Origin of the sequence: Pantoea sp. B623, from assembly GCF_024814475.1 — a bacterium.
Taxonomy (GTDB): domain Bacteria; phylum Pseudomonadota; class Gammaproteobacteria; order Enterobacterales; family Enterobacteriaceae; genus Pantoea; species Pantoea ananatis.
In genome coordinates, this window is the sequence record NZ_JANUXM010000004.1 from 211,493 (window position 1) to 227,158 (window position 15,666).

A 15,666-nucleotide genomic window follows, 5' to 3' on the forward strand; every position below is an offset into this window, starting at 1 on the left:
GCCGTAATTCACGAATGACGACCGAGTTGACGGCAATTGAGATGTCCGAAAACACTTCTCGCGCTAAAGAGTCATTAAGATTCTTATGGACAGTCATCATTACTCAAACCGCTGCTCACCTCTACGATCTTCCTGTTGTTCCCGACTCCTTTGACGCTCAATCATAACCATCAAGCTTTCGTGGATTTTTTTTGCAGCGTCTGAGATGTCGTTCCGCGGGTGTTCAATAAGCTCACTGAAGGCGTCAGCCCTTGACTGCCATATGTTTGCAAGGCTGCCACTCCAGCTTGTGGGACTCGTTAAGTCAGCTAAAGATTCAAGAACCACGGAAGGTTCAGGTGCCGCCTCAAGGAATTTGACTGCATTTTTATGTAAGGCCGACCCGCTTGAGTCAGGAATACTGACCCAGACTTCTAACCCCTGTGGTATATATGCCCACACGCTCGGATCGCCACTACCGGAGCACCAGTTAATCAGGGTTTCGATGTCAACTCCTGAAAGCAGCGGTGTATCCGCAATGCTTCCATGCATAAAAAACAACCGCATACACCGTTGGTCTTCAGAATCGACAAAGAGACGGGAGAGAAACGCTTCAGGGATAAGTTTCACGGTTGTCTCTATAGTTTTACGATAGTCATGCATATAGCCGTAGTGTCTATCAATCGCTGAGAAGACCGCATCCAGCCACTGATTTTTGAGCTCGTCGTGGTCGTCCAACTGCAGTGCCGCCGCAACGACCGATTCCATAAAGTCATCAAAGAGGTTGCCCCTGGGGTCAGTATCTTTCTGTAAAACCTGAATGGCTGCCCTGAGGCCGATGTGAAGAAATTCGGGACCGGGCATGTCCTCTGGCGTCTTTTTGCCATGTAGCCTAATCCCGAGCCCGCTCAGGATCGCTTCTTCTCCGTTTTCTATGGATAACAGTCGTTCGGCCAGCTCGAGCACCCGGGAGGCTGGAAGATGTCGGCATTTTTTATCATACAAAAAGGTGTCAAACATAAACGGGCGGATATCCGGTTTATCCAGAAGCGACATGCATCGGTTTAAATCCGTTTCTGTAAAATCGCGCTGAGGATGAATTTTAACCAGGACCCGACTCAGTGAAGGGTGCGCAGAACACTGATCCAGAAACTCATGAGCCAGGGATTCATTCATACGATCCACACCGTCGATAAAGCCCAGAAATACCGAAAAATCCTTATTTTCAGTAGTCTCCTGGTCCAGCTCGCTTAAAAGCGAATGCCATTGCTCACGAGGATCCACAGCGCCCTGAGCCAGCCCTTGCCCGAATGCGCGCCGGTGAGGCATCCACTCAGAAGAAAACAGATTGGGTCTCAGATCAGAAAGACAATACTTTGAAGCGGCAAACTCGCGCCCCAGTTGCTCAGCTCTGGCCGTCAGCCGCTCTTCAGCTTCAGCGTATCGCTCATGGCCATGCCGATAATAGTCGTCATCAAGCACCCAGTTGTTTCGATCTCCGCTTAGGACATAATGCCGGATGGCAGAAAGCAAATCATACGGCCTGAGCTCCTTTTCAAGCGCATCCAGTGTGTCCAGCAGCAGGGGCGAAGCCTTAGGATCCTTTCGCAAGAAGTACAGTCGGGTCCGAATCGCCTTCCAGCCCTCTCCCCAGGGAAGACGGGCATGCAGTGTACGGGCGGCATCAACCAGCACAAAGCCCATCCTCTTGTCGCTCCACAGGCCACTGAGTGAATTTGCCAGAATAGTCCGTGCACCGCTGGCAAGATGACTATCGCTGTCGTTTCCGACGCGAACAGCAATTGCAATGAACGCACGTCGCCACGTCATCAAAGCCTCATAGTCTGGTTCTGCACCATAATCCCTCGGTCGGGCACCAAACTCACAGATACCCGAGCCTGTCCAAGTCGAACCGCTAAGTCCAGCAGAAAGCAATTTCAGTCCGAGCGCTCGACGCTGTGGCAAAGTTGATAAGAGGCATTTTTCCAGAAGCGAAATTCGCTGTTCAAGAGATGCATGTGTGCCTGACAGGTAAGGCTGGCAGAACAAGGTCAGTTTGTCCCGTGCATTTTGCTGACCAGGCTTATCCGTTTCATGATCGGCGATCTGCAGAAGAAGGCTGGCGCACCGGTCAAAGTATGAAGCCTCCCAAGCCAGGACCTGCAAAAGGTTGAGGATAGTGCTCCAGCGCGGATCATAATGTCTTTCCCGGCTTTTAAAGTCTGAGCCCCTCAGGACATTGTCAATCCTGGTAAGCAGAACGTCTGGCACCACCGGCGCAATGTACTCAAGCATACGAATCTGCTCATCCTCTAAGGCTAGCAGGTTACCCAACAATGCTTCAGGCAGAAGCCACGCGGCAGAAATTTCCTTTGCCACCTGATGATCGTGTAAAAAACCCAGCCGATGAGCAAAGGACATAAGCAGGCGCTCGCGTCCCGGCACTTCAAAGGCAGACCTGAGACACGCGACCGGAAAGCTGTCCAACGCAGAGGCGGCTAGTCTGTTCGCGATAGCATGGGGTAAGATGGCCCGCCAGTGCGACCTGGCCTGAAGAATGTGGCGATCGGTCAGCTTGTTGAGCGTCCGGTAGAGCTGGCGATGTGAATAACCCGCGAGCGAGCCCAGGAACCCCAGCTCACTGTCGCCTGTTTCAGATACGTCACTCGAAAATGAGTAGACTAGAGAAAGGAGCTCGGCCTGCTCCCGTAATCCCTCGTCCGGCCCATGGCGTTGTTGAAAAAGTCGGTCGAAAAGTTGTGCATCAGACAGAACGGCCAGCGACTCCCCCTCTTCCACTCGCTCGGCGATAGCCAGTGAGACTCTGGCATTCCCGTCAGCGAATTGCGCGATCCGACGGGCATTCAACTGTCCGATACCGGGAAAACGGCGCAGCAGAAGTTTTTCCGCAACTTCCGGCCCTACCGCCTCGATGTGGATCACTTCAGTGGTCTGGGGTTTGTCTTTCCGAATATCATACTCAACGGTAATGAGTTTGATCCTGCTTCCGTGAGAGGTGACTTTTGCCGCGAGGGAAGCATGAAGATCAGGCGGGCAGTTATCGAGAACCATTATTGCGCTGCGCTGGTCAGCGATGAGGCGTTCCAGCATGGCTGCGGCCGAAGGGTTCGGATCGTCACCGGTATCTGCATACACCGACAGGGTACGGTCCAGGGCATCAGTACCGATAGATTCCTCAAACAAGGCCTGAACAATCCTCGTTTTACCGACACCCGATAGACCGGTCATACGCACGGCTTTCCGGGTGGTCCGGATAAGCTGGCGTATCGGCCCGATGGCATCCTGAATACTCAGGGGGCGACCTTGCTCAGACGGAAGTGAGATCGTGATACCGGAGGCGGTAATCAGGGTATCTTCCGCCCCCTCCGGAGGGCAACTCCATGCGCCATATGGCTGCCAGCCAGAATATCCCCGTCCCAGTATTCTGTTCACCCAGAGCATCACTGATGGATGCTGACGTATCCACTGCGCTAATTTAGCACGATCATAGAAGGCCAGATGAAGATCTGCCTGACAGGGATCGTGCCTTACAGCCTCCTTCATCGCCCCGACACGTTCGGCAAGCATCGAGGGGGAGCAGTCCTCGTTCAGACTGACAATTATATAGCTTCCCCCCTTTGCGGCCTGCTCGGATATCATGGGAGAAAGATCGCCTGAAGAAGCCATCTCTCGCAGAATATCAGCCCTTCGCATCTTATGCTTTTTTGCCTGGAAAACGGTATCAGGTCGCTCAATATAACCGGACTGGAGCTGATCGACCGGAACCTGCACGTGGACATCCACCCCACCATCAGGTGCGTTGATCGATCCTGACCAGCGCACCCGTGCCGGGCTATGACCGCAGGCCGCAACTTCGGCTTCAGCAAGGCGCGCAATTAACTCTTCCAAAAGAGTATCTGAGAGCCCGAGTAATTCATCTTTATCGGTATCGAAAATCGCCACGGCATAGTCCTGATAGAGGATGAAAAATTTTCACAACTGATGCCCGGAATATTAAATAATTAGAAGTAGAATGTCCTGTGGCTGATTCCCATTACTTTATACAAAGGCAAATTAGCAACACCCGCTCTTGGCACACAGCCGTCCAAGAGACTAGTTAAATTTATCGGACTCTAAGCAGATCTGAATATCTTGTTGTATATCGCGGCGACAGCATTTCGCGCTTCATCTGCCAATGTTGCTGTATTCCCTGCCCGGCAAAGTAGAGTGTTCCTTTCCCGTCTTTCGCGTTTAGGTGATCTAGCACTTCCATCAACTTGTCGCTTCCGGTTCGCGGCGCGTTTTCATCGAACAGGTTCAACTGGGCCACCCCGTGGCTGAAGAAGTCTCCCAGCATGATTCCAGCCTTTTGATTGCAGATCGTCAGGCTGTTCGGTAGGGGTTCGGGAACTTGAGCTGCCGCCCTTGCGGCCTTTAATAGCGATTGCAGTTGCCATATTGCGCCCATAAAAAAAGCCACCCGAGGGTGGCCTGAAAGAAAGTTTTTATTTATTGCTGATCTTCGACATAAATCCCGGCAGAAATAATCGCGCCGCCGATTCGCCGGCGGCCATAAAGAAGTGGTACCGGATTCCCCTGGGCTGTCGTGTTTGTTACTCCACCAAAGGCTTAACTGGCTTGGTTATCCGCAGATTGCTTACTGGCGAGCCCGGTTGTCTGTGGAGAAAGCATCTGGACTACTCCGCCGATCGCCATTGATGCCCCAATTCCCGCCACAGCTCCCCATCCGCCAGCGAAAGCGGTACCACCAATCCCGATCGCGGCCCCTCTCGTGACAAACGCAGCAACAGCGACAAGGGCAACCCCGAGGATTGTCTGAAAAACCCCGGCGCGTTTACTCCCGAGGATAACCGGCGCGATACGGATATCGGCGGTACTCTGATCCATAGAGATTTCATCATCGTTCAGATTACGTTTTCCACTGAATACAGCGTAAGTAAGCCCGCGCTGCTTACTGGTATTCAAAAAACGCTCGAAACCTGGCACGATAACGCACAATGCGCGGATGGCCTCTTTTGGTGATGCTACGGAAAGTTGGAATTCTCGTCCAAACGTTGCCCCCAGGACGCCATAAAGGCGAATTGTTCTGAATCCCTCAGAAACCACTTTCATGAGTAATGGACTCCAATAAAAAGCCCACCAATAATAGTGGGCTGAGATTACATCACGGAAAACGTCTCATATTACTTAAATCACGTATCAAAAAAGCCTTCCTATCCACCCACGCACTTTTAGCCAAAGCGATGAGCACTGTTTGAAGGATGCAGAAGATTTCAATTCGGGGTGGTTATTTTTCAATTGAACGAATGCATCAGGACACTGTGATGATAGTTCATAATAGTTCACTAAACACGGATCAACCTTAACACCATCTGTTGAATGGTATACACCATCAACAATCGAGGCTGTGGGATTCAGATATCGAGCTTTGGCTAGTTGGTAATTCAAATCCATTACATCTAATATGGGCGCAACACCACAAGAGCGTGCGGCATTAATGTAGGGTTGGCTGTCCCCCTTACAAGTTAGTGATGCTTCCGCAAACACGCTATACATATCTACTCTGAGCTTGTTGTATGCCGGATCGAGCGCTTTTGAATCTGTAAAAACACTAATGATACCCAATACAAATCCAACTGATACCATCACTCCACCGGATGTAAAATCCAAGTCACCCCATAACAGCCATCTAACAAAAAAAATGGTCAGGCCGAAACCGGTAAATAAATAACTACTGCCGGCCCATAAATTCATGGAACAACTGAAGAAACTATTTACAAAAAGGAACCCACCAATAATAAGGGGTAGCGAAACAGCTATCTTTTTGAGATTGTAGTAAGCTTTATTTTTATTTTCCATGAGAAAATCCATCGCATTGATATTGAATATTCATTATCAACGAAAAAGGATATTATGACGAACAATTTTCATTGTCCTATCAATCCAATATCCTCCATAAGGTATCCTCTGACTTAAATGCCCATAAAGGTGATGTAGCAAAATATTACCGCTAAGTAAGATACCAGCATGGTTCCACTTGTTGGCTTGAACTTGCATGATTACCAAATCACCGGGCATCGGCGGACCGCTAAACTCCCGAAATCCACATTCGTACCAGCAATCCTGATAGAAATTATCCGGATAAGAGTCCTCCCACCACGGATAATCAACACGGTAATCCTTAAGTTCGACATCAATCTCCTGCCGGAAATAGCTCATTACCAGCCCCCAGCAGTCATAGTGTCCGAGCACAAACGGGCGCCCGAGCAACGGTAATTCACCGCGGGGAGTAATGGTACGAAAGTCTCCTTCAGGCCAACTGACAATATGCCAGGGCAGCAACGTTGCATCGCATTGAGCCTTGTCCAGTTCGCTTGGTTGGGTCGTCGCGTCGGGGTGGCCAACCATTATCAAGCCTACTTACAGGCGGCTTTTGCCGCAATCGTCACTAATGAAGTGATCATACCCATGCCTGAATCTCATTTGGAGTAAAAAATCTTTAAAGAAACACCTTAATGGTGCCGTCTTTATTGTTTCAACACTTAAAAAAGGAGAACGCATGAGTATAGATTCAATGATGGCAGCCCAAGACTGCCGTGGATATTTGGGTATCGCAACCGAAACTGTTGCAGAAGTGACGGGGTACGTGAAGGGCACTGAGTATACAATCACTGTGACTATTGATCATAACAAAGTAGAATTTGCATTTGATGAACCCATTGGTCAGTTTCAGTACTTCGATACACAATGGCAAATCATGGAGTGGGACGAAGTAGAAAAGATATTAACCGTGAGTAACAATAGTCCTAAATATTCCTTCAAAGTATTTTTCCCTGAGCACTAAGGAATCTTTTTACGTACGAGCCTTTCTGGGGCTCGTTATCTTAGACTGTTTCTGCTCCATACCACAATATGCGCCAAGATGCCTTTCTTCATATGGAGGTCCATAACGTTGATGCCGTGATCAGTCATGTAGATTCGCTTTAATTAGCCAAAACTCCCTCTATAATGACAGTCACCAGCGACACAAAACTGTCACCAGCGACACAAAACTGTTTCCCAGCTCAGACTGACGTCGTTACATCTTGCCCGTGAAAGTTTCGCCTGTTTGGGTGGCTAGCGTGATTTGGTAGATGTCCGGCACTTAAAACCTCTTTATCAGCTAGTAGGGTTGACCTGCTCCCCGTTGATTAACACGCCGCAATGTTAGTAATACGACTATTTGGCTGCGAGTTCAACTGCTAACGGGTCGTGTTTCCGGAGTCAAAGGTAGCAACAAAGTTTTATGCATCTAAAAATATTACGACGTTCGCCGAACTTGCATCCACATGGTATGAAAACCATAAAATCGATCTCTCCCCCAATGCCACAAGAAGCTATGGGATAGCTGTAAGAACGTTAACAAAACTAATTGGCCCAGAAACGCTGGTCGCATCCATCACCAACAGCGACATTCTGGGCTGGAGAAAGGAATTACTGACTGGCGAGACTAACTATGCTCCCGAAAAGAGAAGAAATAAAACCGGCCGCGCCGTTAGAACAGTAGATTATTATCTGGCCATCCTGCGACAAATCCTCAACTCCCGCCATAACCATGAGATAACAGTAATACAGGATGTAAGCCGGGCAAGGGTTTAGCATTTCGCACCACGCTGACACCTGTAAACGCGGGATTATCCGCAATGTTTTCCTTGGGCGACGACGCTGCACTGGGATACCACACGGCAACTTCAACCGGGCGTTGCTGCTCGCCTGCTATGAACTGGCGAAAGCCGTTGCTGGCCATCGCAGAATGACTAAATACGATGAGGGAAAAAGAGATAATCAGACGTATTAACATGATGAAGGCTCCAGTTGTGATAGAGCCTTTTTTGTATCAGTGCCGAAGGTTATGCGCGTCCTGGAACGCGATCGGGTACCTCAATAACATCATTTAGGCTAAGGATTGCGCAAAGCCTGACCAAAAGTATCAGCGTCTTTGAAAGAGAAAGGCGCGAATTTACGCCAGAACGGAACAGGTTAAGCGCGAGGGACAGGTAACTGACCTCATAAAAAAAGGTGCGCCTCAGCGCACCAGATGGAACAAATCAGCACTGCCGGAGTGATTACCCCTTGCCTTTAACACTGCTGATAAAGGTTTGCCGCGCAGACGTCGAGCCGAGCCGTTCGGCCTCATCCAGCAGTCTGAGCGCTTTATCAATATTGCCCTGCGCCGACGCCTGGCGAATGGCATCGTTAAAATAGCCTTCGGTATCCTGAACAATAGGCTGTGTTTTCGCTACAGGAGCCGCAGTGGGCGCACGACTGGCTGCCGCCGGTTGACTGTTTCCGACCGTAACCGGAGCCGGGCCAGAGGATCCAAACAACGGCCCGACCAGTATTGAGGAATCCGAGCGGGTACTCAGTTTTATTTTTACTGTGCCAGATGTTGTATGACGGGCAACCGGATCGGGAATATCGGGAACGGCATGGCCGGTGCCTTTGGCATAGGCTTTTGCCGGATCAACCAGCGTTGTGGTCTGAGCAAGATCCGTCTCTGTGGTGAATACCAACAGATAAATTTTTTGCTGTCCGGGAACCGGGGTCAACTTCATCACGCCTTCCAACCGATCAGCGGCCATCACGCCAGGTTGCTGATAAGAAAACCAGCGGCTGGGGAACCAGGCGGCCGGACGCAGGTTTTCGTCCAGAATGAGCACGTTGGGCGCAAAGACCTGGTTCTGCTGTACCTCACTGCTTAAGGTGATTGTCAGCTCGCCCAGCGTGGCAGGCAGGCTGTAAGCGGCGACCGGCCCGGTGATACCGGCAACGTTTAGCGGACTATGCCCGGCCGTTAACGTCGTTACCTGCGGCCGTGCGGTATCCAGGGGTTGCCAGTGCATGCTCTGCAGGCTGGTAAGCGGAATGTCGGGCGCTGCAGAGACATCCTGCGGCATCAGATTGATCGCGGCCCGTGCAGGCAGACTGTGTCCTGCCAGCAGGAGCGCGCTCAGGCAAAGTGCGGTGAATGTTTTATACGTTTTCATTTTTAACCTCGAGAAACGGGCAGGCCGCGGCAACGCAGGCAATAGCCGCCGCGGCCTGAAACACAGTGCGAAACGGTCTACAGCGGTTTATCCAGAAAAGAGATCACCACCAGATTTCCATTTGCGCGCCAAAGGTCCACTCATCATTGTTGCCGCGGCTGTTGGTAAACAGGCCGTTTCCGGTGCTGTCCTGTGACGCGAAGGTGGTGATATCACCGGCCGCGTCTTTGTTATAACCCCACTTCTCATCCCATTTGGCATAGGTCGCGAAGAGCCGCAGCGCAGGACGTGACCAGATGCTGTCTCCCGCCTGCCACTGCTGCGCCAGCGTGATTTTGTACTGACCATTGCGTTCGCCTACCTGCTGTGACTTCACGTTGTCATAGCCCACTTCCAACAGGGTGCTCATGATCGGCGTCCATTTGTACATGGGCCGCACGCCAACGGTGTACCACTCATTACCCCGGTTGTTATCCAGATCGGTGTTTTGGTACATCGCGACGTACATCATGTCCCAGCGTTCCGCCAGGCTGATCGCCCCGTGGTCCAGAACCCGATACATCTTGCCGTTGTTATTGATATTCGTGCCCTGTGCCAGCCCTTTCCCCTGGGACGTCAACGCATCGGTCGCGTACTGCAGCACAAATTTGTTGTAGCCTTTGAGCATGCTCTGCGTATGCTCAGCGGTGAACAGCCAGCCGTCTCGGGATGCGCCATCTTCTAAGCGGTAGCCGTCACGCGCATTGGCACGGCCGTAATCCACACCCAGTTCCAGAACGCCATTGGGGTTGGTTTCCAGCCCTGCCAGACGGACGTCAAACACATCATCTGCGGTACTGGTGGCGTAATTGCGAATGCGATCGTTAGAAAAGGTGTAAGAGCCGCCCGCTTCCGATGAGCGCGTTGCGGCAAACGACAGCTTACCAAATCCCAGATCGACATCTTCCAGACCCGCACCCGGGCCGGAAATATCCCAGTAGTAGAAATCGATCATGTGAACGTCATGACGCTGGTAGAAACGTTTACCGGCCCAGATAGTGGAACCCGGCAGGGCGTCGATCAGGTTTTTACCCTTGACGTTGGCTTCACGAAAAGCCGGTGAAGTGGATTCCCAGTCGTTCTGCTGAGAAACCGAGTACGCCACGTTGGTGTCAAAGTAGAAGCTCTTGTCGCCCTCTTTCCACACTTCCTGACCCAGCTTAAGTTCAGCATAGGTTTCGCACTCGTTACCCAGACGGTATTTACTTTGAGCACCGGTTGCCTGGAAGCATTGCTGCTCGCCGCCGCTGCCCGTCCAGCCAATGCCGGAGCGAGCATAACCGGTAAAATCCACCGCCATCAGCGGTGAAGACAGCGTGCCTGTCGCTACCGCTACGGCAAGGGAAAGTTTGCGCAGAGTTAACATTTTCTATCTCCTGAGGTCATTGCTTTTATTGTTTTGCTGGATTAAACGCCGGGCTCCTGATGCAGCCTGCGACACGCGCTTCCGTCCTCTCGGAACAGATGACAACGCTCGGGTGGCAAGCCAATGCCCATCATGGCGCCCTCTTTTACCAACACCACGTCCTCCTGGCGGTACACCAGGTTTTGACGGATGGCGGGGATTTGGATGTGAATTTGAGTTTCGTGTCCCAGTTGCTCAACGACCTGCACTTCCCCCTCAAGGGTGACGTCAGCGATGTCACTGGACAGCAGATGTTCCGGCCGGATACCCAACGACATATTGCTGCCGACCTGCACGTTGGCGCTGTCTACCGGTAGCCAGACCAGCTGATTATTGGGCAGGCGTACCTGCACCTGTTCAATCGCGGTGGCGGTGACCTTAACGGGGAGGAAGTTCATTTTTGGCGAGCCAATAAAGCCTGCAACAAAGCGGTTTGCCGGATAGTGATAGAGCTCCAGCGGCCGCCCAACCTGCGCCACACGACCGGCGTCCAGTACCACAATTTTATCGGCCAGGGTCATGGCTTCGATCTGGTCGTGGGTTACGTAGATCATGGTGCGCCTGAGTCGCTTATGCAGGCGGGAGATCTCGATGCGCATCTGCACCCGCAGTGCGGCATCGAGATTAGAAAGGGGTTCGTCCAGCAGGAAGACTCGGGGTTCGGCGACCAGCGTGCGGCCGATGGCAACGCGCTGGCGCTGTCCGCCAGAGAGCGCCTTTGGGCGGCGATCAAGCAGATGCGCCAACTGCAGCACCTCAGCAACCTGGGTTACGCGCTGCTCTCTTTCCGCTTTTTTAACGCCGGCCAGCTTCAGGCCAAAAGACATGTTTTCTGCCACCGAGAGATGGGGATACAGCGCGTAAGACTGAAATACCATGCCAATGCCGCGTTCGGCAGGCGGCACCTCATTCATCCGTTTATCGCCAATCAACAATTCACCGCGGGTAATCGTCTCCAGGCCAGCAATCATCCGCAGCAGCGTTGATTTACCGCATCCAGAAGGCCCGACAAATACGACAAACTCGCCTTCACCAATCTCCAGATTGATATCGTTCGACACGACCGTGTCGCCCCAGGCTTTGGTGACATTGCGTAACACGACGCTCGCCATAGTACTTTCCTCTCCACTCGCTAATGCGGCCCGCACGTCAGCGGACAAATTCTGGCGTTCACTATGCGTAGCGTGACGCGTCGCCACATCCTCCACCGACGCGCTTTATCTGGGGGAGGAGACGGGAGGAGGAGAAAACATCAGCACACGAGAGCGGTCGCGCGCTGCACTGATTTTTGTGATCGGTAACGCAGTCTGGCACCCACCTTAGTGTGAGCCAGACCGTGATAATCCTGTCACTTTGTAACAGCGATCACACCTCGACGGCGGCAGGCGTAGAGGCCAGGAGGATGAGAAGCCGGTAAGAACACGCAGAATGTGCGGCAAGCAACATGTTCGTTTCCGCTAACAGGATGGAGTGTTAAAGATGAAAACTGGCGCAAAAATTTTGGCTCTGTCAGCCCTCTCGGCGGTGCTGTTCTCCGCTTCCGCAGTCGCAAAGATTGAAGAAGGAAAACTGGTTATCTGGATCAACGGTGACAAAGGCTATAACGGTCTGGCCGAGGTGGGTAAAAAGTTTGAACAGGAAACCGGTATTCACGTCACGGTCGAGCACCCGGATAAAATGGAAGAAAAATACCCGCAGGTGGCCGCGACCGGTGACGGTCCGGACATTATCTTCTGGGCGCACGACCGTTTCGGCGGTTACGCCCAGTCCGGCCTGTTAGCCGAGGTATCACCGGACAGCAGTTTCCAGCAAAAAATCTTTCCTTTCACCTGGGACGCCGTGCGCTTCGACGGTAAGCTCATTGGCTATCCGGTTTCGGTTGAGTCGCTGTCGCTAATCTACAACAAAGACCTGCTCCCCACGCCGCCGAAAACGTGGGAAGAGATGGCCGCCCTGGATAAGTCGCTGCGCGAGAAAGGCAAAAGCGCCATCATGTTTAATCTGCAGGAGCCCTACTTTACCTGGCCGCTGCTGGCAGCCGGCGGCGCTTATGCCTATCAGTTGACGGACGGACACTATGATGTCAAAAACACCGGCGTTGATAATGCCGGAGCCAAAGCCGGCATGCAGTTCCTGGTCGATCAGGTCAAAGCCAAGGTCCTGAATGCCGATACGGATTACTCCATTGCCGAAGCCGCTTTTAATAAAGGCCAGACGGCGATGACCATTAACGGCCCTTGGGCCTGGAGCAATATCGATAAGAGCGGTATTCACTACGGCGTCGCGCCGCTGCCGACATTAAACGGCAAGCCCACCAAACCTTTTGTTGGCGTACTCAGCGCCGGGATCAATGCGGCCAGCCCGAACAAAGAGCTGGCTAAAGAGTTTCTGGAAAACTATCTGTTAACGGATGCCGGCCTTGAGGCCGTGAACAAAGATAAGCCGCTGGGTGCGGTGGCGCTGAAGTCCTTCCAGCAAAAGCTGGAGAAAGACTCGCGTATTGCCGCCACCATGAACAATGCACAACGCGGTGACATTATGCCCAACATCCCACAGATGGCCGCGTTCTGGTACGCCATGCGCACCGCCACCCTTAACGCGCTGAGCGGCCGTCAGTCCGTTGATGCAGCGCTCAAGGATGCGCAGTCACGTTTAAGCAAGTAAATCGTTCAGTGCAGGCCAGTTTGCTGGCCTGCAACCTGCCGTTAAGGAAATCGGGTCATGTCAGAAAAACCGCAAACGGGACGGCATCGTTCTGTGTTGAAAGGCGCACTGGTGGGCATCTGTTGTTTGCTGGTCGGTTATTTACTGGTGCTGATGTATGCTCAGGGGGAATACCTGTTTGCCCTGCTGGCGCTGGTCATAAGCGGGCTGGGCATCGGGATTTATGCCAATCGCAGGGCCTACGCCTGGCGTTATGTTTATCCCGGCATGGCCGGCATGATGTTATTTGTCTTGTTCCCTCTGGCCTGTACCGTGGGCATTGCCTTTACCAACTACAGCAGCACCAATCAGTTGACCCAGGAGCGTGCGCAGCAGGTTTTACTCAGCAGACAATATCAGGACGGTGCAGGCCTGAATTTCAGCCTGCTTCCCGAAGGCGATCGCTGGCGGCTGGTGCTAAGCGAGGGTTCGAACAGTCAGACCTGGGTGTCACCGCTCTTCTCCTTCGACACTGCGGGCCCATTAAAGATGGTGAGCGCACCTGCTCCAGAGGGAGAACGGGCAAACTTACGCGTCATCACCACACATCGCCAGGCACTGGCAAAACTCCGCGCCGTGCTGCCTGACGGACGTGAACTGGTCATGAGTTCCTTGCGTCAGTTTTCAGGGACGCGCCCGCTCTATGTGGTAACGGATCATCAGACGTTAAGAAACCAGCAAAGCGGCGTGAGCTATCGCGCCAATCCGGATACCGGCTTTTATCAGGTGATTGACGCAAAGGGCCAGTGGGGAGAAGAACGTCTGAGTCCCGGATTTACCGTGGGCGCGGGCTGGCAGAACTTTATTCGCGTGTTCACCGACGAGGGGATTCAAAAGCCGTTCCTGGCCATCTTTGGCTGGACGATGATTTTCTCTTTGCTGACCGTGGTGTTAACGGTGGCGGTGGGCATGGTGCTGGCCTGCCTGGTGCAGTGGGAGGCGTTAAAAGGCAAAGCCGTTTACCGGGTAATGCTGATCCTGCCTTATGCCGTGCCCGCCTTTATCTCCATCTTGATCTTCAAGGGATTATTCAACCAGAGCTTTGGCGAAATCAACGTCATGCTCAACGCCCTGTTTGGCAGTAAACCGGCGTGGTTCAGCGATCCTACGCTGGCGCGTGCCATGCTGATCATCGTGAATACCTGGCTGGGTTATCCCTACATGATGATTTTGTGCATGGGGCTGCTGAAAGCGATTCCCGAGGATTTGTACGAAGCCTCTGCGATGGACGGTGCCGGGCCGCTACAAAACTTTTTCCTGATTACGGTACCGCTGCTGTTAAAACCGCTGACGCCGCTGATGATTGCCAGTTTTGCCTTCAATTTTAATAACTTTGTGCTGGTGCAGCTACTGACGAATGGTGCACCCGACAGGCTCGGCACGACCACGCCTGCGGGTTATACCGACCTGCTGGTGAACTACACCTGGCGTATTGCTTTTGAAGGCGGTGGCGGGCAGGACTTTGGTCTGGCAGCGGCTATCGCCACGCTGATTTTCCTGCTGGTTGGCGCACTGGCGGTGATCAATCTGAAAGCCGTGCGGATGAAATTCGACTAAGGAGTCATGATGGCGATGGTACAACCCAAATCGCAGAAGTTACGTCTGTTTATGACGCATCTGCTGCTGCTGGCGTTTATTGCGGCAATACTGTTTCCCTTACTGATGGTAGTGGCGATTTCGCTGCGCGCGGGAAATTTTGCCACCGGCAGTATTATTCCGGAACATATCTCCTGGGAACACTGGCGGCTGGCGCTGGGCTTCAGCGTTCAGCATGCTGACGGCTCAGTCACGCCGCCGCCCTTTCCTGTTTTGCTGTGGCTGTGGAACTCGGTCAAGATCGCGGCTATCAGCGCAATGGGCATTGTGGCGCTGTCCACCACCTGCGCCTATGCCTTTGCCCGGATGCGCTTTAAAGGGCGTGAGAGCCTGTTAAAAGGGATGCTGATTTTTCAGATGTTCCCGGCGGTGCTGTCGCTGGTTGCGCTTTATGCCCTGTTCGACCGTCTCGGGCAATATCTGCCGTTTGTGGGTTTAAATACCCATGGCGGCGTGATCTTCGCCTATCTTGGCGGCATCGCGCTGCATGTCTGGACGATAAAAGGCTATTTCGAAACCATTGATAGCTCGCTGGAGGAAGCGGCGGCGCTGGATGGCGCAACGCCCTGGCAGGCATTCCGGCTGGTTTTACTCCCGTTATCGGTGCCCATTTTAGCCGTGGTGTTTATTTTGGCGTTTATCGCTGCGGTAACGGAAGTCCCGGTGGCCTCACTGCTGCTGCGTGACGTCAACAGTTACACGCTGGCCGTGGGCATGCAGCAATATCTTAATCCGCAAAACTATCTGTGGGGCGATTTTGCCGCAGCCGCCGTTCTCTCTGCCATTCCTATTACCCTGGTGTTCCTGCTGGCGCAACGCTGGCTGGTTAACGGCCTGACCGCCGGCGGCGTGAAGGGCTGATTGCGTCATCCTTCCCCTTTCAAGGTGATAATGCGA

At 52.7% G+C, this 15,666-nt stretch carries 10 protein-coding genes and 3 pseudogenes; 4 read left to right on the forward strand and 9 right to left on the reverse strand.

Annotation, left to right across the window (positions count from 1 at the left end; translation table 11 throughout):
* Positions 1 to 99: 99 nt before the first annotated feature.
* The 5 genes and pseudogenes from NXS97_RS02805 to NXS97_RS02825 form a co-directional block, all read right to left on the reverse strand.
* Complete coding sequence (locus NXS97_RS02805; protein ID WP_116219738.1) at positions 100 to 3,942, reverse strand: hypothetical protein; 3,843 nt, start codon at positions 3,940 to 3,942, stop codon at positions 100 to 102.
* Positions 3,943 to 4,102: 160 nt separating this feature from the next.
* Positions 4,103 to 4,351, reverse strand: a pseudogene (locus NXS97_RS02810) (DUF4113 domain-containing protein); the annotation flags it as partial.
* 137 nt (positions 4,352 to 4,488) lie between these two features.
* A pseudogene (locus NXS97_RS02815) lies at positions 4,489 to 5,112 on the reverse strand (tail assembly protein).
* A gap of 87 nt (positions 5,113 to 5,199) precedes the next feature.
* The gene (locus NXS97_RS02820; RefSeq protein WP_116219737.1) at positions 5,200 to 5,859 is read right to left on the reverse strand and encodes a hypothetical protein; all 660 of its coding nucleotides are present in this window, start codon (positions 5,857 to 5,859) and stop codon (positions 5,200 to 5,202) included.
* 36 nt (positions 5,860 to 5,895) lie between these two features.
* Positions 5,896 to 6,411: pseudogene (locus NXS97_RS02825) on the reverse strand (NlpC/P60 family protein); the annotation flags it as partial.
* 148 nt (positions 6,412 to 6,559) lie between these two features.
* Between NXS97_RS02825 and NXS97_RS02830 the strand changes: the two are divergent.
* Positions 6,560 to 6,844, forward strand: coding sequence for a hypothetical protein (locus NXS97_RS02830; RefSeq protein WP_110145635.1), 285 nt, complete (start codon positions 6,560 to 6,562; stop codon positions 6,842 to 6,844).
* 732 nt (positions 6,845 to 7,576) lie between these two features.
* Here the strand turns inward: NXS97_RS02830 and NXS97_RS02835 are convergent.
* The 4 genes from NXS97_RS02835 to malK form a co-directional block, all read right to left on the reverse strand.
* A complete protein-coding gene (locus NXS97_RS02835; RefSeq protein ID WP_233516652.1) occupies positions 7,577 to 7,840 on the reverse strand; it encodes a hypothetical protein in 264 nt (87 codons plus the stop codon).
* Positions 7,841 to 8,105: 265 nt separating this feature from the next.
* Complete coding sequence (malM, locus tag NXS97_RS02840) at positions 8,106 to 9,026, reverse strand: maltose operon protein MalM (RefSeq protein ID WP_116219736.1); 921 nt, start codon at positions 9,024 to 9,026, stop codon at positions 8,106 to 8,108.
* Between the two features lie 103 nt (positions 9,027 to 9,129).
* Complete coding sequence (locus tag NXS97_RS02845; RefSeq protein WP_015700304.1) at positions 9,130 to 10,431, reverse strand: maltoporin; 1,302 nt, start codon at positions 10,429 to 10,431, stop codon at positions 9,130 to 9,132.
* Between the two features lie 41 nt (positions 10,432 to 10,472).
* The gene (gene malK, locus NXS97_RS02850; RefSeq protein WP_014593717.1) at positions 10,473 to 11,582 is read right to left on the reverse strand and encodes a maltose/maltodextrin ABC transporter ATP-binding protein MalK; all 1,110 of its coding nucleotides are present in this window, start codon (positions 11,580 to 11,582) and stop codon (positions 10,473 to 10,475) included.
* 367 nt (positions 11,583 to 11,949) lie between these two features.
* On the opposite strand from malK, the gene malE reads away from it, so the two are divergent.
* The 3 genes from malE to malG are packed head-to-tail and all read left to right on the forward strand — an operon-like array spanning position 11,950 to position 15,630.
* On the forward strand, positions 11,950 to 13,134 hold the full coding sequence (malE, locus tag NXS97_RS02855; RefSeq protein ID WP_042677592.1) for a maltose/maltodextrin ABC transporter substrate-binding protein MalE: 1,185 nt from the start codon (positions 11,950 to 11,952) through the stop codon (positions 13,132 to 13,134).
* A gap of 57 nt (positions 13,135 to 13,191) precedes the next feature.
* Positions 13,192 to 14,730: a maltose ABC transporter permease MalF gene (gene malF, locus NXS97_RS02860; protein WP_019105218.1), complete on the forward strand. Its 1,539-nt coding sequence runs from the start codon at positions 13,192 to 13,194 to the stop codon at positions 14,728 to 14,730.
* A 9-nt stretch (positions 14,731 to 14,739) separates the two neighbouring features.
* Entirely contained in the window at positions 14,740 to 15,630 is an 891-nt protein-coding gene (gene malG / locus NXS97_RS02865) for a maltose ABC transporter permease MalG (protein WP_014605835.1), read from the forward strand.
* Positions 15,631 to 15,666 lie beyond the last annotated feature (36 nt).

Bases quoted from the DNA above. Each gene is read 5' to 3' on its own strand.
- NXS97_RS02835 (WP_233516652.1), bottom strand. From the start codon at position 7,840: ATGTTAATACGTCTGATTATCTCTTTTTCCCTCATCGTATTTAGTCAT.
- NXS97_RS02820 (WP_116219737.1), bottom strand. From the start codon at position 5,859: ATGGAAAATAAAAATAAAGCTTACTACAATCTCAAAAAGATAGCTGTT.
- malG (WP_014605835.1), top strand. From the start codon at position 14,740: ATGGCGATGGTACAACCCAAATCGCAGAAGTTACGTCTGTTTATGACG.
- NXS97_RS02830 (WP_110145635.1), top strand. From the start codon at position 6,560: ATGAGTATAGATTCAATGATGGCAGCCCAAGACTGCCGTGGATATTTG.
- malM (WP_116219736.1), bottom strand. From the start codon at position 9,026: ATGAAAACGTATAAAACATTCACCGCACTTTGCCTGAGCGCGCTCCTG.
- malK (WP_014593717.1), bottom strand. From the start codon at position 11,582: ATGGCGAGCGTCGTGTTACGCAATGTCACCAAAGCCTGGGGCGACACG.
- malF (WP_019105218.1), top strand. From the start codon at position 13,192: ATGTCAGAAAAACCGCAAACGGGACGGCATCGTTCTGTGTTGAAAGGC.
- malE (WP_042677592.1), top strand. From the start codon at position 11,950: ATGAAAACTGGCGCAAAAATTTTGGCTCTGTCAGCCCTCTCGGCGGTG.
- NXS97_RS02845 (WP_015700304.1), bottom strand. From the start codon at position 10,431: ATGTTAACTCTGCGCAAACTTTCCCTTGCCGTAGCGGTAGCGACAGGC.